Source organism: Hoeflea marina, assembly GCF_003182275.1.
Classification (GTDB): Bacteria; Pseudomonadota; Alphaproteobacteria; order Rhizobiales; family Rhizobiaceae; genus Hoeflea; species Hoeflea marina.
This window is the reverse complement of sequence record NZ_QGTR01000001.1, coordinates 101,047-119,836: the sequence shown is the minus strand read 5'-3', so window position 1 is coordinate 119,836 and position 18,790 is coordinate 101,047. Positions and strand designations below refer to the sequence as shown.

The window sequence follows — 18,790 nt, the reverse complement described above, 5'->3', positions numbered from 1 at the left end:
CGGTTCCCTCAGTTCGGCACGACAGTGGTCGAACGGGCTGCAGAGAGCTCCAGCGGACCCGGCACATGCCAGGACCCCTCGGGGCGGATGAGGCGATAGGGATCATCGGCAAGCGACAATGCGCCCGCCGGGGGCTCGATCTCGTCGACCATCTCGACGAACAGGTGATCGGAGAAGGCGAACGGCGCACCATTCTCCTTCAGCCTGAAGCCGAAGTGCTGCCAGAAGGGCAGATAGTCCTCGCGCGCATGGCCGTAGATGCGACGGAAGCCCTTGTCGCGGCAGAGTGCGACGCTGGCGCGGACCAGGCTGAAGGCCGTGGTCGAGCGCCGGTATTCCTTGCGGACGGCGAGCCGTTCGAGCTTGGCGAAGTCGCCGAAGAAGCGCAGCCGCATGCAGCCGGCGGGCTCGTTGTCGACGAAGGCCAGCAGATGCGTGGCTGCGAGATCGTTGCCATCGAATTCCTCATCGAAAGGACAGGCCTGCTCGCCGATGAAGACGGCGGAGCGAACGGCGGCAATCCGCATCATGTCATCGAAGCCATTGACCACGCGGATGCCGGTCGGGCGCAGCACCCTGTCATGGGTGGCGTAGCGCGGCAGGCGCTCGGCCAGCGTCGCCGGCGCCCGCGGCACCATGTAGAAGCCGTCGAGAAACCTGCCCTCGTGCCAGACCCCCTGCTCGAAGCCGCGCCGCACCATGGCCCGGTGTCCCCGCACGGTGAAGGAGGTCGAGATGATGTCGGCCTGCGCATAATGCGGCGAGTCGAAACGGTCCATGACCCGCGACAGGCCGGCGGCAAGCAGACCCGGCGTGTAGCTGGCCCAGATATAGATGGCGGCCGGCTTCTGGTGCTGGCTGACCAGATATTCCGGCTGGGGGTCGAGAAGGTTGAGCCTGCCGTCGAACAGCGCCGAGCGGCCGGCCGCGGTGAGCAGCAGCATCGAGACGAATCCCTCTGCCCTCGAGCGGCCTCGGCGGGAAAACAGCCAGATTGAATCGGCATTGGAGGCGGCCACGCGCAGAACCGTTTCCGGCGTCGCCAGCCGGCCGATGACCTTGCCGGCGGCGGCGAGCAGGTCGGGGACGTCGGCTGCCTCGACGCGGTTGGTGACGCTGACCAGCGCGGCCGCCCGATCCACCCTCTCGGCGTCGAATTCCGAGCGACCGGGCAATACGCTTGCATTTGGAGGCGAAACTCTATTTTCTGGTGCAGTGTACATTGGCTTAACCATCCTGATTGGCGTGATGGTGTATTAGCGTCTCCGCTAATCCATTGGCTTTGGCAAAGATTGAAACAGTGAGTTCCACCCATGGAACACCCCTGGCGCAACGCCGACTGGAACAGCATCCGCATCCTGCTCGTGGTTTCGCGGGCGGCGAGTTTTCGCAAGGCCGCCGATGAACTCGGCATCGCGATCAACACCGTCCGCCGGACCATCCTGCGGCTCGAGGACCAGCTCGGCTACCCGCTGCTGCACCGTGAGGCCGACGGCGTGCGGCTGACCGTCGAGGGCCGCAGGGTGGTGATGGCCGCGCGCGATGTCGAAAGCTCCGTCTCCGACATGTGGCGCATCGCGGCGCTGGCGGAGAAAGCCGCCAACGGCCCGATCCGGCTGGCGATCACCGAGGGCCTCGGCTCGTTCTGGCTGACGCCCCGCATCGTCAAGTACATGGACGAGACCAACGCCCAGAACCGCATCGAACTGCAATGCGCGATGCGCTCGGTGGACGTCATGCGGCTGGAGGCCGATATTTCCATCCAGCTGGTCAAGCCGGAGCGCCCGGAGCTGATCACCCGGCGGCTGGGTTACCTGCACATGGTGCCGTTCGCCAGCGCCGGCTACATCGCCAAGCACGGCGCGCCCAGGAACCTGATCGAACTCGCAGGACATCGCATCGTCGAGCAGGAGACCGACCAGCTCAAGGGCTACGGGCTCGAGCGCATTTACGGCCAGCAGGTCGCCGAGCGCATGGTGCGGCTCAAGACCAACTTCTCGAGCGCCCATTACTGGGCGATCACCAAGGGCGCCGGCATCGGACTGATGCCCAATTATGCCCGCGCCATTGGCGGGGACGTGGTGTCGGTGAATTTCGGCACGACCTTCATGGCGGAGATCTGGCTTGCAACGCACCCGGAAATCATGAAGTCTGCGCGTCACCGCCAGTTCATCGATTTTCTGGCAGATGCGTTCGATGCGCAGCAATATCCGTGGTTCGGCGAGAAGCTGCTGATGCCGGCGGACATTGAAGAACGGTTTTCGCGCGACGATCTGCGCGCCTATTTCGAGGGGTTTACTGCCCGGTCATGATCAGAAAACGCCAAGCAATGGAATTCCCCATCAAGGCGGTGCATCTCGACAGCCAGAGTGATGATGACCGTCTGGCCATGATCATGATGCAGCTCGACATGGCGCTGGCCCTGGCGCGCGAGAACAAGAGCCCGGAGGTCGCGCGGGACCTGGAAAAGGCAATGGCCAAAGCCCGAAAGGCGCGGGACCGGCAGCTCAACTGACGCCGGGAGCAGCCCCGGCGGTTGCGGCGGGCGGCGCGATCAGGGCCATGGTCCGGCCTACCGTGGCAGCGGCGGACTGGACAATCGGACGTGAGTATCCGCGGGGCATCGGGCGGCAGAAGCGGAAATCAGCCGGATCCGATAGAGGACGGCCGTACCTGCAGGCTCGACCAAAACTCATAACCTTAGAGCGCTTCTGCTTTTCACTGACTCGCGGTCGCGCTCCAAGGTTCTGATGGGTCGCATTGCCCTGTCCAGGGATCAGCGCACCTGGTCGAGAAGACGCTTGCACTCGAGCAGGTCGTAGAGCGCCTCCTGCAGCAACGCCCGATCCTCGCGCGAGACACCATGGCCCAGAGCCGACGGATCCTCCGCCGGCCTTGCGGCGGCGCCGTCGCCGCCGAGGCTGAAATAGCGCCTTGCGGGCGGGCGCGCCTTGCCGACCAGCTGGTCCTCTTCGATCAGGGGCGGAGCGATGTGAGGCTCGGGCTTGTCGTCGGCGATCCCGGCGGCCAGGGCCTCGAACGCATCGCGGTCGCCGGCACCGATCGAAATGACGAATTTGTTGCCGTTCTGCTTGAGCAGCTTCTGCACGCCCTTGATGGTGTAGCCTTGCTCATACAGCAGATGCCGGATGCCCTTGAGCAATTCGATGTCATCGGGGCGATAGTAACGCCTGCCACCTCCCCGCTTCATCGGCTTGATCTGGATGAATCGGGTTTCCCAGAAGCGCAGCACGTGCTGGGGCAGATCCAGGTCGTCGGCAACCTCGGAAATGGTTCGGAATGCGTCTGGGCTCTTGTCCATCATCTGCTCCGATGTCAACGAATCGCACTTGCCGGATAGAAGCACAAGCCATTGCAACGGTTTGGATGGGAAATATCAAGTGCCGGATCAGGGCTGGACACGGTTTTCCGCAGCCGATCGCGCCATGCTCCGGTCGCCGGCCTTCAGCCTGCGCTGGCCTTCTTGCCTTTTTGCCCGGAATGGCCCTTCAGGACACGCTGCTTGAGCACGTTGGAAGCCTTGAAGGTCATGACGCGGCGTTCGGAAATCGGGACTTCCTCGCCGGTCTTGGGGTTGCGGCCGATCCGTTCCTTCTTGTCGCGGACCTGAAAGGTCGCGAAGGAGGACAGCTTGACGCTGTCGCCACGCACAACGGCGTTGCAGACCTCGTCGATTACCATCTCCACGAGTTCAGCGGATTCAGTGCGCGACAAACCCACCTTGCGAAAAACCGCTTCGGCAAGATCGGCCCTGGTGATCGTTTTTCCAGTCATATTCCCCACCAAACCGGTCAGCAAAATCGCAACCGTTTAGACAACGTGACAACTCTATGGATCATGTGAGGCCAGGTCAAGCAGCACATTATTCGCCACCCGTCGTTGATGAAAAATTAAGTAAATAAAGACGCAAATCCGTATCAGACCGGCACGATCACCGCGATAATCACCAGCGCAGCAGCACCGATCCCCAGGTAAATCCGCCGCCCATTGCCTCGAGAAGCACCAGATCGCCCTGCTTTATGCGCCCATCGGATGCAGCTTCGGCGAGAGCAAGCGGGATCGAGGCCGCCGATGTATTTCCGTGATGGTCGACAGTGATCACCACCTTGCTGTCGGCAATGCCCAGCTTCTTGGCGGAGGCGTCGATAATCCGGCGGTTGGCCTGGTGAGGCACGAACCAGGTGAGATCCTCGGATGTGAGGCCGGTGGCGGAAAAGGCGTCTTCGATCACATCCGTGATCATGCCCACCGCGTGCTTGAAGACCTCCCTTCCCTGCATGCGCAGGTGACCGACAGTGCCGGTTGTCGAGGGGCCGCCATCGACATAGAGCTTCTCGCAATGGGCTCCATCGGAGCGCAGATGGGCAGTGAGGATGCCGCGATCAGAGACCAGCCCCTCGGACTCCACCGCCTCGATGATCACCGCGCCGGCGCCGTCGCCGAACAGGACGCAGGTGGTGCGGTCGGTCCAGTCGAGGAGCCGCGAAAATGTCTCGGCGCCGATCACCAGCACGCGCCTGGCCATGCCGGCGCGGATATAGCAATCGGCCGTGGTCAGGCCGTACACAAACCCCGAACACACGGCCTGCACGTCGAAGGCCGAGCCGTGGTGCATGCCGAGCCGGTTCTGGATGTTGACCGCCGTGGCGGGGAAGGTGTTGTCGGGTGTCGAGGTGGCGACAATGATCATGTCGATGTCGGCGACAGTCAGACCGGCGCGCTCCAACGCCGCCCGCGCCGCCGCCTCGCCGAGCGAAGCGGTGGTTTCGCCCTCCCCCGCGATGTGGCGCTGCTCGATGCCTGATCGCTGAACGATCCACTCGTCGCTGGTGTCGACGAGCGATTCAAATTCGCGATTTTTCATGATGCGCTTCGGAAGCGATGCCCCGAAGCCGCGTAACACTGAACGGATCATGCCAAAGTCCTAGTCGGGTGATTGAGCGGTCGCAACGGCGGACAGTGCCTTGCGACGGGAATGATAGATATTGAGATCGTTTTCGATTTTCGCCGTCAGTCCGTTGCGCGCCATGTCATAGGCCACGTCGACCGCCGCCGCAAAGCCTTCTGCATCGGCGCCGCCATGGCTCTTGATGACGATGCCGTTGAGACCGAGGAACACGCCGCCATTGACCTTGCCCGGATCCATCTTCTCCCGCAGCCGGTCGAAAGCACTCTTGGCCAGCACATAGCCGATCTTGGACATCCACGACCGCGACATCGCCGCGCGCAGATACTCCGCCATCTGCCGCGCCGTGCCTTCGGCCGTCTTCAACGCGATGTTGCCGACAAAGCCCTCGGTGACGACCACATCGACCGTCCCCTTGCCGATGTCGCCGCCCTCGACGAAGCCGGCATATTCGAAGCTCTGGAGGTTGGCCTCCCGGATCAGGCGGCCTGCCTCCCTGATCTCGTCAAGGCCCTTGACCTCCTCGACGCCGATGTTGAGCAGGCCGACGAGCGGGCGTTCGATCTCGAACAGCGACCGGGCCATCGCCGCGCCCATGACGGCGAAGTCGAACAGCTGCTGCGCATCGGAGCCGACGGTGGCGCCGACATCGAGCACAATGCTCTCGCCGCGCATCGTCGGCCAGATGGCGGCTATGGCGGGCCGCTCGATATTGGCCATGGTGCGCAGGCAGAATTTGGACATCGCCATCAGCGCGCCGGTATTGCCGGCCGAGACGCAGACATCGGCGTCGCCGGTCTTCACCGCCTCGATGGCGCGCCACATCGTCGAGCGGTAGCGCCCCTGGCGCAGTGCCTGGCTGGGCTTGTCATCCATGCCGACGGCCACTTCGCAGGGCACGAAGGTCGACGCCGCGCGCAAGGACGGGTGCCGGTCAAGGACGGGTCTGCAGGCGGGCTGCAGGCCGAAAAGAGTGAACCGGATATCGGGATGTCGCTCCAGAGCCAGCGCCACTCCCGGCACCACCACTTCGGGGCCATGATCGCCCCCCATCAAGTCCACGGAAATCCTTACCACACCCCGTCCTATCCCCCGGCTCTCGCGGCCGGATTTGCTGGCCGAAAATACTGGTTTTCGCCGTCCGCACAACCGCTTTGTCTGAGAAGCGGCATTTAACTGGCGGATCCATCCGATTTCAAAGCCTTGAGAGCCGCGAACGGAGAAGGCTTGCGTTCCACCGGGTCAGGCTCATCGACGGCGGAGGTGAAGGCGACACCCGGCTTGCGCGGATAGAGATCGATGCCGAGGGCCGCGAATTCGGCGGCGATGGCGCCGATATCAACGGAATCGCCGGCATAGGTGTCCGGCAGGTCCGGACCTTCCGGATCGAGAAAGATCTCGCCGGCCGAGTCGGGCTCCATGCGCGCCAGCTTCGAATCCTCCGGCACGACGATGGTCTCGAAGTCCTCGTCGACCGCCGTTTCCACCGGCTCGAGCGTCACCACGCATTCCTGCAGGATGCGGGCGGCGACATGGCCCTTGATGCGCACGCCATCGCGCTTCCAGCGCGACAGCGCCAGGGTGGCGGTGAACTCCAGCACCTCCGGCACGCTCCACGTTGCCGCCAGCCGGCGAAGATCGGCGGCATCCGCGGTGAGGGTGACGGTGGCCGGCCTGGAGGAGATCCGGCCCACCTTGACCAGATGCGAAAAGGGGGCTTCGGACATAGTGCTCATGGGGCTCATGCCTCTGCGTTGCTGGCGGCGGGAAACACCACCAGGCCTGCTGCGAGGGTTGCATCGGTGACCTTGCCGAGAGCGGTGTCGGCGCGGATCATGTAGTCGGCCAGCGGCAGCATCGAGGCGGCATCCTGCGCGCCGGCTGCGGCGGAATCAGGGCGGATATTGCGCAACAGCGCCTCGGCGAGGCCGGCACGGTTCGAGGCGTCCAGAGCGTCACCATAGCTCTTGCCGCGGCCGTAGAACATGCGGGCGAGCGTCTTCATGCGCTTGGGAACGCCGGTGTCGCCGATGCCCAACTCGCGAATGGAATGATCGATGTCCTCGAAGAAGGCATCGACGATGTCCTGGGACAGTTGCTCGACAGCTTCGCCTGCAGCACGGGTGCGGCGGAAATAGAGCACCATGTGGATGCAGACCATCTCGAAACGGCCGAGCACCGTGTCAGGCACGTTCATGGCGGTGTAGAAGCCGGGGTCGCGCGCCGCGTCGGTCAAGGCCTGGTATTGCCGGCCGACGACGGCCGCATTGGCCTTTTTTCGCTTGAACAAGGAGAAGATCATGAAATTGCCTTCAATAAAGGATGGGTTCGGTCCGCTGGCAGGTCACGCATGTTGCATCCTTGCGGAAGCTGGTTTACCGAATGGGGCACAAAACGCAATGGCTGAGCCAAACGTGCCCGCCGGAGGGAGATGTCGTTGACGAACACTGATTTCAAGGCAGGCAGCCGGGGTTTTCGGCTTGGCGTGGCACTGTTGCTCGCCTCGGCGGTCGCGGTTTCCGGCTGCACCACACAAGAGGTCTTCAAGCAGGGATATGTCGTCGATCAGGGCACGCTGGAACTGGTTCCGGTCGGCTCGTCGCGCGAACAGGTGCTGCTGTCGCTGGGAACCCCGTCGACCACAGCCACATTCGACAACGAGGTGTTCTACTACATTTCCCAGAAGCGCGTGCGCGGCGCGGCCTTCATGAAATCCAGGCTGGTCGACCAGTCGGTGCTGGCCGTCTATTTCGACGGGGACGGCGTGGTGTCCAACATCGCCAACTACACCCTCAAGGACGGCAAGGCGTTCGACATGATCAAGCGCATCACGCCGACCGGCGGCAAGGATCAGTCGTTCCTGATCCAGATGCTGACGGGTGCGACCGGATCCAAGGCGACGGCTGCCGCAGTGGGCCGCGCCATGACCGGCCAGCAATAGCGCTCGAGGCCTGCCCGCCAGCCGCCCTCGGTGGCATCCCCATGAAAAACCGCCCGGATCGCTCCGGGCGGTTTTCTTTTGCTGTTCCTGAGCCGGTGGATCAGTGCGCCAGCACCGCCAGCAGCAGCAGGGCCACGATGTTGGTGATCTTGATCGCCGGGTTGACGGCCGGGCCGGCGGTGTCCTTGTAGGGGTCACCCACCGTGTCGCCGGTCACGGATGCCTTGTGGGCCTCCGAACCCTTGACATGCTTGACGCCGTCCTTGTCGATGAAGCCGTCCTCGAACGACTTCTTGGCGTTGTCCCACGCACCGCCGCCCGAGGTCATCGAGATGGCGACGAACAGGCCGTTGACGATCACGCCGAGGAGCGATGCGCCCAGCGCCGCAAAGGCCGAGGCCTTGGAGCCCGAGATGAGATAGACGCCGAAATAGACCACCAGCGGCGCAAGCACCGGCAGCAGCGACGGGACGATCATCTCGCGGATGGCGGCCTTGGTGAGGATGTCCACCGCACGGCCGTAGTCGGGTTTCTCCGTGCCCGCCATGATGCCGGGCTTGGTGCGGAACTGCATGCGCACTTCCTCCACGATCGAGCCCGCCGCGCGGCCAACGGCCGTCATGGCGATGCCGCCGAAGAGATAGGGGATCATGCCGCCGAAGATCAGTCCGGCCACCACATAGGGATTGGACAGATCGAAGGAGATCTCGCCCATGTCCTTGAAGTAGGGGTAGAGCGTGGAACCGGCCTCGTTGGCCTTCAGCGCGAAGAACTGCAGGTCGTTGGAGTAGGCTGCAAACAGCACCAGGGCGCCGAGACCGGCCGATCCGATGGCATAGCCCTTGGTGACGGCCTTGGTGGTGTTGCCGACGGCGTCGAGCGCGTCGGTCGACTTGCGCACCTCCGGAGGCAGGCCGGCCATTTCTGCGATGCCACCGGCATTGTCCGTGACGGGGCCGAAGGCATCGAGCGCGACGATCATGCCGGCGATACCGAGCATGGCGGTGACCGCGATGCCGGTGCCGAAGAGACCGGCGAGCTGGTAGGTCGAGATGATGCCGCCGACGATGACGAGCGCCGGCAGGGCCGTCGATTCCAGCGAGACCGCAAGGCCCTGGATGACATTGGTGCCGTGACCGGTGACCGAGGCCTGGCTGATCGAGTTGACCGGCCGCTTGTTGGTACCGGTGTAGTACTCGGTGATGACCACGATGAGCGCGGTGACGACGAGGCCGATGAGGCCGCAGCCGAAGAGCGCCGTGCCGGTGATCGTCTGGCCCTTGATGACGGCGATCTCGCCCCAGCCGATGGTCAGCGAGGTGGCGCCGCCGAGGCCGATGATCGACAGCAGGCCGGTTACGATGAGGCCCTTGTAGAGGGCGCCCATGATCGAGCCGTTCTGGCCGAGCTTGACGAAGAAAGTGCCGACGATCGAGGTGATGATCGAGGCGCCGCAGATGGCGAGCGGATACAGCATCGCGGATTCCAGCAGGGCCGAACCGCCGAAGAAGATGGCGGCCAGAACCATGGTGGCGACGACGGTCACCGCATAGGTCTCGAACAGGTCGGCGGCCATGCCGGCGCAATCGCCGACATTGTCGCCCACATTGTCGGCGATGGTGGCCGGGTTGCGCGGGTCGTCTTCCGGAATGCCGGCCTCGACCTTGCCGACGAGATCGCCGCCAACATCGGCGCCCTTGGTGAAGATGCCGCCACCGAGACGGGCGAAGATGGAAATCAGCGAGGCGCCGAAGCCGAGCGACACCAGCGCGTCGATGACGGCACGGCTGTCAGATGCCAGCCCCAGCGGGCCGGTGAGGATGTAGTAGTAGACGGCGACGCCCAGAAGCGCGAGGCCCGCCACCAGCATGCCGGTGATGGCGCCCGCCTTGAAGGCGATGTCGAGACCGGCAGACAGGCTGCTGGCGGACGCCTGCGCGGTGCGGACATTGGCGCGCACGGAGACATGCATGCCGACATAGCCGGCCAGGCCCGACAGCACCGCTCCGATCAGAAAGCCGATCGCCGCCGTGGCGCCGAGCAGCCACCAGGTCAGCGCCAGCACGACGACGCCGACGATGGCGATCGTGGTGTACTGTCGATTGAGATAGGCCTGCGCGCCCTCGCGAATATAGCCTGCGATCTCCTGCATGCGTGCATTGCCCTGGTCGGCGGCCAGCACCGAGTTGGTCGCCCAGACGGCGTAGACAATGGACAGCACTCCACAGGCGATCACAGCAAAAAGAATGTTCATGCCGATTTCCCTCCAATAGGGCCGGAACTCCCCCCGGCCGTTACCCGCGCAACGGTTGGCTGACAGACGCATGTCCGTCCACCCCGTCGCATCGGGGCGGATGATTGCGGTACCGGGTGCACCGCGTCAAGGGCGGATGCCGCAATGCGGTGCCCAACTCAACCATATGTCAAAGGAAACAGTGCCCAAGCGGCAACGCTGATGCAGGCACGACGGCGGAAACCGGCTTTCCCACGCGAATACGGCGTCTTCCCATGGGTTTGGAAGACTGGCGCGAAAACAATCGGCCCGTTTCGCACAGGCATCACGTTGACTTGCCGCGACTCATGTAACTACATATGTTACTTGAATGAACACGGTTCCGGCGGGCGTCCTGGCGGCTGTCGGGCAGGAGCAACGGATGACCATCGACGACAAGGATGCGCACGCATCACCGAAGCGTTCAGGAGAGGATCTGGCTGCCGCCTTCTCCGATGCCGACGCAGTTTCGCGATATGCCGATGGCCCGGTGCGGCTGGTGCCCGGCTTCCACCATCTGCAGCGGATGTCTGCACAGCTTCTCGCCGAGCATGTTCCGGCAGAGGGGCGCGTTCTGGTGGTGGGAGCAGGAGGCGGGCTCGAACTCAAGGTTTTCGCTGAACTTTATTCCGGTTGGCGTTTCGACGGCGTCGACCCGTCGGCGGAGATGCTCGGGCTGGCCCGGCAGACGCTCGGAACTCTTGCCTCCCGAGCCGATCTGCACCACGGCTATATCGAGAACGCACCTCGTGGACCCTTTGACGGAGCGACGTCGCTCCTGACCCTGCACTTCCTGCCGAGGGAGGATCGCCTGCGGACCCTGGTCGAGATCCGCAAGCGGCTTGCGCCCGGCGCGCCTCTGGTGCTCGCGCATCACAGCTTTCCGCAGGGCGCGGGTGAAAAGGAGCTCTGGCTCAATCGCTTCGCGGCGTTCGGCATTGCATCCGGCTTTCCCGAGACTCTGGCAAGACAGGCGATCCAGGGAATAGGCGAGCGGCTTCCCGTGCTGTCGCCGGAACAGGATGAGGCCCTGCTCCGGGAGGCCGGGTTTGGCGGTGTCAGCCTCTTCTATGCCGCCCTCACCTTTCGGGGATGGGTCGCCTACGCCCCGTGACGAACCATCTGTCGCGCTGCGGCCGAATCGGCGACAGCCGGCGGCGGTCGCAAGAGATCAGACGGCGCTGCGCCGGTCCGACAGCACCTGCGCGCCGAGCACCAGCAGGCAGGTCAGCGCCACCGGCCAGATCAGCATGTTGAGCGCGTCCCAGCCCCAGGCGTTGAGCACCTGGCCCGACATCAGCGAGGCGAAGGAGACGATGGAAAACAGGGTGACGTCATGGAAGCCCTGGACCTTGTTCTTTTCCGACTGGCGGTAGGTGGAGGTCACCATGGCGGTGGCGCCGATGAAGCCGAAATTCCAGCCCAGGCCCAGCAGCACCAGCGCCAGCCAGAAGTTCCATAGCTCGATACCCATATGGGCGACGACGGCGCAGCACAGCAGAATGCCGAGCCCCGTCGCCACGATCGCATCGCGGCCAAAGCGGGCGATCAGCCTGCCGGTGAAGAAGCTCGGCGCAAACATCGCCATCACGTGCCACTGGATGCCGAGCGTGGCCAGATCCGCCGAAAATCCGCAGCCGACCATGGCCAGCGGCGCGCCGGTCATCATGAAGGTCATCAGCGCGTAGGAGCCGACGCCGCAGATCATGGCGGTGACGAAGCGGCGCTGGGTGATGATCTCGATGAGCGGCCGGGCCGGCTCATTGTCGTGACCGACATCGCCGGGTTTGGTGTCGTCGGGAATGCGCAGGAAGAAGAGAATGCCGGCCGCGATCATCGCCAGCGGCAGCATGGCGGCGAACGAGCCGGCAAACATGACCGGGGCGAAGAACTCGCGGGTGTAGATTACCGTCTGCGGACCGATGACGGCGGCGAATATGCCGCCGGCGAGCACCCAGGAAATTGCCTGGGCCTTGAAATTCGTGGGCGAAGCGTCGGCCGCCGCGAAGCGGTATTGCTGGACGAAGGAGCCGCCCATCCCGACCAGCACCATGCCGACGGCGAAGAGCCAGAATTCATGCCGGAACAGCGCAATGGCGGTCAGCAGCCCGCCCATCGCGGTCATGACGGTGCCGCCCATGAAGCCGTAGCGGCGGCCGATCCGCCGCATGATCCAGGCGGCAGGAAGGGCGCCCATGGCGACGCCCAGATTGAAGCCGGTGACCGGTGCGGTGGCCAGCGACTTGTCGGCGCCCAGCAGGTAGAACCCGGCAAGGCCGCCCATGGAAATGGCGATGGGAGCGGCGGAGCCGCCGATGGCCTGCGCGGCGGAGAGAAGAAGCGCATTGCGCCGCGCCAGCCTTTCGGCGCCCTGCCCCGCGTCACGCGCCCTGCCAGCCATGTCCATGCTCAGTCCTCGGTATCGTCCGTATCAGGAACGGGTGTCGGGTCAACCTGAGGCTGGCCGCCATCGGCCGCAGCGCGATGGGCAGGCCGCACCGAGGAGTCGCCGCGATACGTCCGCGCCAGCCGGTCCAGGACGGCGTTGACGATGCGCGGCTCTTCCTCGTCGAAGAAGGCGCGGGCGACATCGACATATTCGTTGACGATGACGGCGATGGGCACGTCGCGCTTGGCGGACAGTTCCCACGCCCCTGCCCGCAGAATGGCGCGCAGCGTGGCATCGAGCCGCGACAGCGGCCAGTCCTCGTTGAGCGCGCCGCGGATCACCGGATCGAAACCGCGCTGGCCTTCGACGACGCCGGAGACAATGGCGCGGAACCAGGCGGCGTCGGCCTGTCGGTACTGCTCGCCGTCGACTTCCTGGCCGAGCCGGTGGGCCTCGTATTCGGCGACGACCTCGAGCACGCCGGCGCCACCGATGTCCATCTGGTAGAGTGCCTGGACGGCCGCGAGCCGGGCGGCGCCGCGCTGGTTGGCCGGCTTGACCTCGGAGGCATCCTTCGGCGCATTTCCTGCGGGTTTCTTGTCACTCACGGTCAGGCACCCATCTTGTCGCGCAGCGCGATCATGGTCAGCGCCGCGCGGGCGGCAAAGCCGCCCTTGTCGAGCTTGTCGGGGCTGACGCGCGCCCAGGCCTGCGCCTCGTTCTCCACCGTCATGATGCCGTTGCCCAGCGCCAGCGATTCACTGACCGCGAGGTTCATCAGGCCGCGGGCGGATTCGGTGGCGACGATCTCGAAATGGAAGGTCTCGCCGCGAATGATGACACCGAGCGCGACATAGCCGTCATAGCTCGGGCCGTCCATTTCGGCGGCATCCATCGCCATGGCGATTGCGGCTGGAATCTCCAACGCGCCGGGCACGGTGACCACGTCCCAGGTGGCGCCGGCGGCTTCCAGCGCCTGCGTGGCGCCCTTGAGGAGCGCGTCCGACATGTCGTCGTAGAAGCGCGCCTCAACGATCAGGAGGTGAGATTTCTGGTCTTCGGCCATGACGGTGTCCTTTTCAAACCGCGCTCTCGGGCGGCCTTGTGCACGGTTCTGAAACGGGCTTTACGCCCTGCTGTGAGGATGTGCAAATCAGGCGGCGGTCAAACCACTTTGCGGCCCCATTGGCAAGCCCAAATGGGCAGGCGTGGTTAAATGGTGCGGAAAGGGCGGCCGCGCCGTCAATCGACCTGTCGGATACCCCATTTCTGGCGGGTGCGGAGATTGAGCTGCAACAGGAAATCCTCGAAGACCCGAAGCTTTTTCGGCTTCAGCCGATGGCGCGGATGCACGATGTTGAGATCCCGGCCCGGCGGACGGAACCCGTCGAGGATCGTCCGGAGACGGCCGGCGCGGATTTCGTCATAGACGAGGTAGCTCGCCAGTTGCAGCACGCCGAGCCCGCGGACGGCGGATGCCACGGCGGAATCTCCCGATTCGAAGGCAGCGGGCCCGTTGATCGCAACCGGGACGGTGTCCTCGCCGATGCGGAAGCGCCAGGGCACCCGGGCTCCGTTGACGGTGGAAAGCGCCGATATGCAGGCGTGTCGTGCCAGGTCCTCGGGGCTGGCGGGCTCGCCGGAGCGGGCCAGATAGGCGGGCGACGCAACGGTGACAAAGGGAATTCGGCCGACATGGCGGGCGACGATGTCGAGCTCCGGCAATTCGCCGACAACCAGGGCGGCGTCGATCTGGTCACCGACAAAATCGGGCAGTGAATTGCGCGACAACAATTCCAGTTCCACCTGCGGATGATCCGCGAAGAAGCCCGGAAGCGACGGCGCGATGACCAGGCGGACGAGACCGGACGGCGCCTGGATCCGCAACCGGCCACGAGCAGCGTGCTCGGCGGAGCCGATCTCCTCCTCGAGCAGCTCCACTTCGCCGAGGATTCCGCGCGCGCGCTCGAGATAGCGCAGGCCGTCCTCGGTGAGCCTCAGGCTCCTGGTGTTGCGCTCCAGCAATTGCACGCCGAGATGGCGTTCGAGTTGAGAGACAATGGCGCTGGCGCTGCCACGCGAGAGTCCAAGATCTTCGCTCGCCATGGCAAGACTGGCGCGCTCGGCAACCCGCTCGAATACTCGCATAGCCTTCAGATGATCCATGGGATTGTCCGGAATTTTTGGATTCTCAATCCAATTTAGCAGTATTTTTCAACGGAGGGAATTCGGATACATGCGCCGCCCATCGGCATCCGGATCGGCCGGAGCCAGGGAGACCCACCATGAATCAGCAAGCTCGCATCGGCGCGCCGAAGGCCGCCAAGGAAGACCTTTATTATGCAATCCACAAGGGAATCCGCTTTGCCAACGCCAGGATGCTCATCGCGCTGGGCGCGCTCGACGCCGAGGACGACGACGCCGTTCTGGAAACGCTGACCCGGCTCCACGGCCATCTCGAGATGAGCCTGGCGCATCTCAACCACGAGAACCACTTTATCCACACGGCGATCGACGAACGCTATCCGGGCGGCTCCGATCACGCCGGCGACGATCATGACCATCACCTCAACGCATTCGCCGAGCTGCGGCGGCTGTCCGAGGACCTCTCGGCGGCCGTGACCGACCGCGCCGGACGGCTGCGCCGGCTCTACCAGCGCTTCGCGCTCTTCGTCTCCGCGGATCTCGCGCACATGCACGAGGAGGAAACGGAGTTGATGCCGCTGATCGAGGCCAATTTCACCCAGGAGGAGATCGCCGATCTGCATCGGCGGCTGGTCGCGTCGATCCCTCCCGCCGACATGGTCCCGGCGCTTCGCGCCATGCTCGGCGGCGCCTCGCCGGCGGAACGGGTCGCCATGGTGACGGGGATGGAAATGGCCATGCCGGCCGAAGCCTTCGCCGGGCTGATGGCCGCCATCACCGGCTCGGCCTGGCGGACGGGCGACTGGACGGGACTGGAGCGCGCCGTATGCTGAGCAAACAGCCTTCGTCCAAAGCCAGCAAACGCCAACCCGTTGAAAGCGGACCGGTGCGGTGCGCTCCACCGCCCTGCCCCGGCGCCTGCCCTGGATGTCCCTGGGCAGGGCAACCGGCAGCCACTCTCGGGAATTGAAAAGGGCGCCTTGCGGGGCGCCCTTTCGGTTTGCGTCAGTGATCGAGTGACCGTCTCAAAATTCTTCCCAGCTTTCGTTGGCAGCCGACGGCGCGGCCTTGGCCGGGGTTGCGCCGCCGCCAAAGGCGTTGGCAAGCTTGCCTGCAAGCGCGCGAGCCGGCGACTGCTTGGGCGCTGCTGTGTCCTTCGAGGACACGATGCGCGGCGCTGCCGAAGGCGTCACAGCACGAACCGGGGCGGCAGGCGCGCGATTGTGGCTCACCGGATGCGGGCGGTCACCGGCATGGCCACCGCCGACGTTGAACTGACGGACAAGGTTGAACAGCGAATCGGCTTCCGCGGCAAGTGCGTGGCTGGCCGCCGTCGACTGCTCGACCATGGCGGCGTTGCGCTGGGTCCCCTCGTCCATGGTGTTGACGGCGATGTTGATTTCCTTGAGTCCCAGCGCCTGTTCGCGCGAGGATTCAACGATCGCAACTATGTTGGTGTTGATCTGCTGCACCTGGCTGACGATGGCGGCGAGCGCCTCGCCGGTTTCGCCGACAAGCACCACGCCGCTGCGAACCTGTTCGCCCGACGCGCTGATCAGCGAATTGATCTCCTTGGCAGCCTTGGCCGATCGTCCCGCAAGCTCCCGGACTTCCTGGGCGACGACGGCAAAGCCTCTGCCGGCTTCACCCGCGCGCGCAGCCTCGACACCGGCGTTGAGCGCCAGCAGATTGGTCTGGAAGGCGATGTCATCAATCACAGAGATGATGCTGGCGATCTCCTTGGACGATGCTTCGATCTTGCCCATGGCGGCGATGGCATTGCCGACCACGACACCCGACTTCTCGGCGCCATCGCGGGTGGCGGCAACAAGCCGGCCGGACTCTTCGGCGCGGCGGCTCGAATCGGCGACGGTGGTGGTGATTTCATCGAGGGCTGCGGCGGTCTGCTCGATGGAGGCTGCCTGATGCTCGGTGCGCTTGGCCATGTCGTCAGCGGCAGCGCGGATCTCGTTGGAGCCGCTGGCGATGGCGCGGGCGTTCTCGCCCACCGAGTTGATGGTGTCGCGCAGGCGTTCGACCACAGCGTTGAAATCGGTGCGAAGCTTGTCGAGATGCGGAATGAAGACGGTGTCGATGCGATGGGTCAGGTTGCCGTTGGCCAGTTCATCAAGGCCGGCGGCCAGCGTATCGACCGCTTCTGTCACCTTCTGCGCATCGATTTCGCGCAGACGCACGCGCTCCAGGCGCTCCGACTCGGCGCGGGACTGGTTTTCGATGAGTTCTTTCTCAAGCCGCATCTTCTCCATGGTGTTGACGCGGAAGATGTTCAGCGCCGCAGCCATTTCACCGATTTCATCATGACGATCCACGCCGGGGATGTCCTGGCTCATGTCGCCCCGGGTCATGGCCGTCATGCAGGCGGTCACCTGGGTAACCGGTCTGACCAGGCGGCGGGAAATGAACACCGATATGCCAATGCCAAAGGCAAGCAGAAGCAGGCCGATGCCCACCATCAGTTCGACGAAGAAGGTGACATTGGAGCGCATGGCCCGGGCTTGCGCGTCCGCGGCGGTGGTCCGAGCGGTAACGATCGATTGCACGATCGCGTCGAGACTTTCGATTTCGGCCTGCAATGCATCCGACGCCGCGTCAAATGTCGCCATCAGCTTGTTGCCCTCGGCGGGGCCGCCGGCGACATAGGCGTTGGCCATGGTCACGCCGGATTCCTTGAAGGAATCATATTTGCCCAGCAGCCCGGTGATCTGTGTCGCCAACGCCTCGCTCTGAAACCGCTCCGCGAGGGCGACAACCTGCTCGGCCTTGATCCTGAGTGCCGCCGCGGACTCCTCGGCCAGCGCAAAGCCGTCATCAAGTCCGTCGAGGCCGCGCGTGGCGGAAACATCGGTGAGTGATTCCTGCGTCGAGACGATGTCGAGCTCAATCTTCTTGTTGAGACCAATCAGCTCCTGGACAAGGATCGAATCGGCGGTCTGCTCGCCAATTGTGGAAATCGCCGTTTCGAGCTGTCTGTCCGCGAATGTGGCGGAGAATATCAAGGCGGCGGTCGCCGCGCCGATCAGGCAGATCACGGCCAGCGGCACTATCTTTCCAAGGCGAAAGGCGTTGAGGCTCATGTTCCATCCCGTGCACGACATGGACAGGTCCTTCCGGACAGCTTTCAAAAGCCACCGGGCGAACCGTCCGCGCGCGGCAGACCCGCGCGCACTCACCGGCGACGATGTCTCTAAAACAATTAATGATTGGCGAACGGCCCACGGAAAATCCTGCCTATTTCAGTCGCTTGGCCCTCCGTTCGCGACCAACCCGCCGGTTCATGAAGGCCGAGGCCGCAGGGTTCGCCACAAGAATGGAAAATATTCCCGGCATCTGCTCTTCGCGCCGATGGCCGAACCATCCAGACGACAGTATCCGCTCAGTCCGGTCCGTCCCGGCACATCGGCGATTGGGCCGCGATCGATCAACAGGAGGTAATGCTCACGGCTGTCGGTGGCTGCGCTCTGCGCACGGCGCGGCCTCGGCAACAGCTCCGGCGGCAGCGCAGAAGCCGATGGCGAACCTGCCTGCCGTACTTCGTGACGGTGGCCAGCCGATCGAGGGCGGGCAAAGGTCTGGTTGTCGATTTCTCAAATATATCTGCGCTCTGTGCTTTTCGCTTGTTGCCGAATTCTGACCTTGCAAGTATACCGTTGCGCCATTCCCTCCCGACAGCTTACCGAGTGAGGGAGATCGATCAACAGGAGGTCAAATGCGCGGCGTTCCTTTCATGTTTGTTGCAACTTCAGTACTCTTCGTCACCGTCGGCATGATCTGGGGGATCGTGATGTCAGCCTCCGGCGATCACACGCTGGCCCCCGCCCACGCCCATCTCAACCTGCTCGGTTGGGTGACGATGGCGCTCTTCGGCATCTACTACCATCTGGTGCCGGTCGCCGCCGGGCGGATGCTGGCGAAAATCCACTATGCGGTGGCGACGCTCGGCGTGATCATCATCGTGCCGGGAATCGTCATGGCCATGCAGCAGAACGGCGAGGCCCTGGCAAAGGCAGGATCCTTGCTGACCGTCGCGTCGATGCTGATCTTCCTGTTCACGGTCATCCGCGACCGCAAGCCCTGATTGGCGCGGGACCGAAAGCA

General features: G+C 64.2%; 18 protein-coding genes and 1 pseudogene. 6 read left to right on the top strand and 13 right to left on the bottom strand.

Annotated elements, in window-relative coordinates; all coding sequences use genetic code 11:
• Positions 1-8: 8 nt before the first annotated feature.
• Positions 9-1,175: a GNAT family N-acetyltransferase gene (locus tag DFR52_RS00620; RefSeq protein ID WP_158284817.1), complete on the bottom strand. Its 1,167-nt coding sequence runs from the start codon at positions 1,173-1,175 to the stop codon at positions 9-11.
• 138 nt (positions 1,176-1,313) lie between these two features.
• On the opposite strand from DFR52_RS00620, the gene DFR52_RS00615 reads away from it, so the two are divergent.
• Both DFR52_RS00615 and DFR52_RS00610 read left to right on the top strand, forming a co-directional pair.
• Positions 1,314-2,312, top strand: a complete 999-nt coding sequence (locus DFR52_RS00615; protein ID WP_110030007.1) for a LysR family transcriptional regulator — start codon at positions 1,314-1,316, stop codon at positions 2,310-2,312.
• Between the two features lie 17 nt (positions 2,313-2,329).
• A complete protein-coding gene (locus tag DFR52_RS00610) occupies positions 2,330-2,515 on the top strand; it encodes a hypothetical protein (RefSeq protein WP_110030006.1) in 186 nt (61 codons plus the stop codon).
• 261 nt (positions 2,516-2,776) lie between these two features.
• Here the strand turns inward: DFR52_RS00610 and DFR52_RS00605 are convergent, their stop codons facing one another.
• The 6 genes from DFR52_RS00605 to DFR52_RS00580 form a co-directional block, all read right to left on the bottom strand.
• Positions 2,777-3,325, bottom strand: coding sequence for a MerR family transcriptional regulator (locus DFR52_RS00605; protein ID WP_110030005.1), 549 nt, complete (start codon positions 3,323-3,325; stop codon positions 2,777-2,779).
• 140 nt (positions 3,326-3,465) lie between these two features.
• Positions 3,466-3,795 (bottom strand): integration host factor subunit alpha, encoded by a 330-nt coding sequence (locus DFR52_RS00600; RefSeq protein ID WP_110030004.1) that lies wholly within the window; start codon positions 3,793-3,795, stop codon positions 3,466-3,468.
• 169 nt (positions 3,796-3,964) lie between these two features.
• Positions 3,965-4,936, bottom strand: coding sequence for a beta-ketoacyl-ACP synthase III (locus DFR52_RS00595; protein WP_110030003.1), 972 nt, complete (start codon positions 4,934-4,936; stop codon positions 3,965-3,967).
• A 9-nt stretch (positions 4,937-4,945) separates the two neighbouring features.
• Entirely contained in the window at positions 4,946-6,004 is a 1,059-nt protein-coding gene (plsX, locus tag DFR52_RS00590) for a phosphate acyltransferase PlsX (RefSeq protein WP_110030002.1), read from the bottom strand.
• A 95-nt stretch (positions 6,005-6,099) separates the two neighbouring features.
• Positions 6,100-6,663, bottom strand: a complete 564-nt coding sequence (locus DFR52_RS00585; protein WP_110030001.1) for a YceD family protein — start codon at positions 6,661-6,663, stop codon at positions 6,100-6,102.
• A 5-nt stretch (positions 6,664-6,668) separates the two neighbouring features.
• Positions 6,669-7,229 (bottom strand): ubiquinol-cytochrome C chaperone family protein, encoded by a 561-nt coding sequence (locus DFR52_RS00580; protein ID WP_110030000.1) that lies wholly within the window; start codon positions 7,227-7,229, stop codon positions 6,669-6,671.
• A gap of 129 nt (positions 7,230-7,358) precedes the next feature.
• Between DFR52_RS00580 and DFR52_RS00575 the strand changes: the two genes are divergently transcribed.
• Positions 7,359-7,868, top strand: a complete 510-nt coding sequence (locus DFR52_RS00575) for an outer membrane protein assembly factor BamE (protein WP_110029999.1) — start codon at positions 7,359-7,361, stop codon at positions 7,866-7,868.
• Between the two features lie 100 nt (positions 7,869-7,968).
• Here the strand turns inward: DFR52_RS00575 and DFR52_RS00570 are convergent, their stop codons facing one another.
• The gene (locus DFR52_RS00570) at positions 7,969-10,122 is read right to left on the bottom strand and encodes a sodium-translocating pyrophosphatase (protein ID WP_110029998.1); all 2,154 of its coding nucleotides are present in this window, start codon (positions 10,120-10,122) and stop codon (positions 7,969-7,971) included.
• 400 nt (positions 10,123-10,522) lie between these two features.
• Between DFR52_RS00570 and DFR52_RS00565 the strand changes: the two genes are divergently transcribed.
• On the top strand, positions 10,523-11,254 hold the full coding sequence (locus DFR52_RS00565) for a class I SAM-dependent methyltransferase (protein ID WP_110029997.1): 732 nt from the start codon (positions 10,523-10,525) through the stop codon (positions 11,252-11,254).
• A gap of 57 nt (positions 11,255-11,311) precedes the next feature.
• On the opposite strand, the gene DFR52_RS00560 is transcribed toward DFR52_RS00565, so the two are convergent.
• From DFR52_RS00560 to DFR52_RS00545, 4 genes and pseudogenes are all read right to left on the bottom strand, one after another.
• The gene (locus DFR52_RS00560; protein ID WP_245415141.1) at positions 11,312-12,547 is read right to left on the bottom strand and encodes an MFS transporter; all 1,236 of its coding nucleotides are present in this window, start codon (positions 12,545-12,547) and stop codon (positions 11,312-11,314) included.
• A 71-nt stretch (positions 12,548-12,618) separates the two neighbouring features.
• Positions 12,619-13,143 (bottom strand): annotated as a pseudogene (gene nusB / locus DFR52_RS00555) (transcription antitermination factor NusB); the annotation flags it as partial.
• Entirely contained in the window at positions 13,140-13,595 is a 456-nt protein-coding gene (ribH, locus tag DFR52_RS00550; protein WP_110029995.1) for a 6,7-dimethyl-8-ribityllumazine synthase, read from the bottom strand. The pseudogene nusB and the gene ribH, both read right to left, overlap by 4 nt.
• 176 nt (positions 13,596-13,771) lie before the next feature.
• A complete protein-coding gene (locus DFR52_RS00545) occupies positions 13,772-14,695 on the bottom strand; it encodes a LysR family transcriptional regulator (RefSeq protein WP_110029994.1) in 924 nt (307 codons plus the stop codon).
• Positions 14,696-14,814: 119 nt separating this feature from the next.
• Between DFR52_RS00545 and DFR52_RS00540 the strand changes: the two genes are divergently transcribed.
• On the top strand, positions 14,815-15,507 hold the full coding sequence (locus DFR52_RS00540) for a hemerythrin domain-containing protein (protein ID WP_110029993.1): 693 nt from the start codon (positions 14,815-14,817) through the stop codon (positions 15,505-15,507).
• Between the two features lie 192 nt (positions 15,508-15,699).
• Here DFR52_RS00540 and DFR52_RS00535 read toward each other — a convergent pair whose 3' ends face one another.
• On the bottom strand, positions 15,700-17,790 hold the full coding sequence (locus DFR52_RS00535; RefSeq protein WP_280954173.1) for a methyl-accepting chemotaxis protein: 2,091 nt from the start codon (positions 17,788-17,790) through the stop codon (positions 15,700-15,702).
• 629 nt (positions 17,791-18,419) lie between these two features.
• On the opposite strand from DFR52_RS00535, the gene DFR52_RS00530 reads away from it, so the two are divergent.
• The gene (locus tag DFR52_RS00530) at positions 18,420-18,770 is read left to right on the top strand and encodes a hypothetical protein (RefSeq protein ID WP_245415140.1); all 351 of its coding nucleotides are present in this window, start codon (positions 18,420-18,422) and stop codon (positions 18,768-18,770) included.
• The last annotated feature ends 20 nt before the right edge of the window (positions 18,771-18,790 follow it).

Excerpts from the sequence above, each read along its gene's own strand:
- DFR52_RS00615 (WP_110030007.1), top strand. The coding sequence starts at position 1,314 with ATGGAACACCCCTGGCGCAACGCCGACTGGAACAGCATCCGCATCCTG.
- DFR52_RS00610 (WP_110030006.1), top strand. The coding sequence starts at position 2,330 with ATGGAATTCCCCATCAAGGCGGTGCATCTCGACAGCCAGAGTGATGAT.
- DFR52_RS00605 (WP_110030005.1), bottom strand. The coding sequence starts at position 3,325 with ATGATGGACAAGAGCCCAGACGCATTCCGAACCATTTCCGAGGTTGCC.
- DFR52_RS00600 (WP_110030004.1), bottom strand. The coding sequence starts at position 3,795 with ATGACTGGAAAAACGATCACCAGGGCCGATCTTGCCGAAGCGGTTTTT.
- DFR52_RS00595 (WP_110030003.1), bottom strand. The coding sequence starts at position 4,936 with ATGATCCGTTCAGTGTTACGCGGCTTCGGGGCATCGCTTCCGAAGCGC.
- DFR52_RS00585 (WP_110030001.1), bottom strand. The coding sequence starts at position 6,663 with ATGAGCACTATGTCCGAAGCCCCCTTTTCGCATCTGGTCAAGGTGGGC.
- DFR52_RS00580 (WP_110030000.1), bottom strand. The coding sequence starts at position 7,229 with ATGATCTTCTCCTTGTTCAAGCGAAAAAAGGCCAATGCGGCCGTCGTC.
- DFR52_RS00575 (WP_110029999.1), top strand. The coding sequence starts at position 7,359 with ATGTCGTTGACGAACACTGATTTCAAGGCAGGCAGCCGGGGTTTTCGG.
- DFR52_RS00570 (WP_110029998.1), bottom strand. The coding sequence starts at position 10,122 with ATGAACATTCTTTTTGCTGTGATCGCCTGTGGAGTGCTGTCCATTGTC.
- DFR52_RS00565 (WP_110029997.1), top strand. The coding sequence starts at position 10,523 with ATGACCATCGACGACAAGGATGCGCACGCATCACCGAAGCGTTCAGGA.
- DFR52_RS00560 (WP_245415141.1), bottom strand. The coding sequence starts at position 12,547 with ATGGACATGGCTGGCAGGGCGCGTGACGCGGGGCAGGGCGCCGAAAGG.
- ribH (WP_110029995.1), bottom strand. The coding sequence starts at position 13,595 with ATGGCCGAAGACCAGAAATCTCACCTCCTGATCGTTGAGGCGCGCTTC.
- DFR52_RS00545 (WP_110029994.1), bottom strand. The coding sequence starts at position 14,695 with ATGGATCATCTGAAGGCTATGCGAGTATTCGAGCGGGTTGCCGAGCGC.
- DFR52_RS00540 (WP_110029993.1), top strand. The coding sequence starts at position 14,815 with ATGAATCAGCAAGCTCGCATCGGCGCGCCGAAGGCCGCCAAGGAAGAC.
- DFR52_RS00535 (WP_280954173.1), bottom strand. The coding sequence starts at position 17,790 with ATGTCGTGCACGGGATGGAACATGAGCCTCAACGCCTTTCGCCTTGGA.
- DFR52_RS00530 (WP_245415140.1), top strand. The coding sequence starts at position 18,420 with ATGTTTGTTGCAACTTCAGTACTCTTCGTCACCGTCGGCATGATCTGG.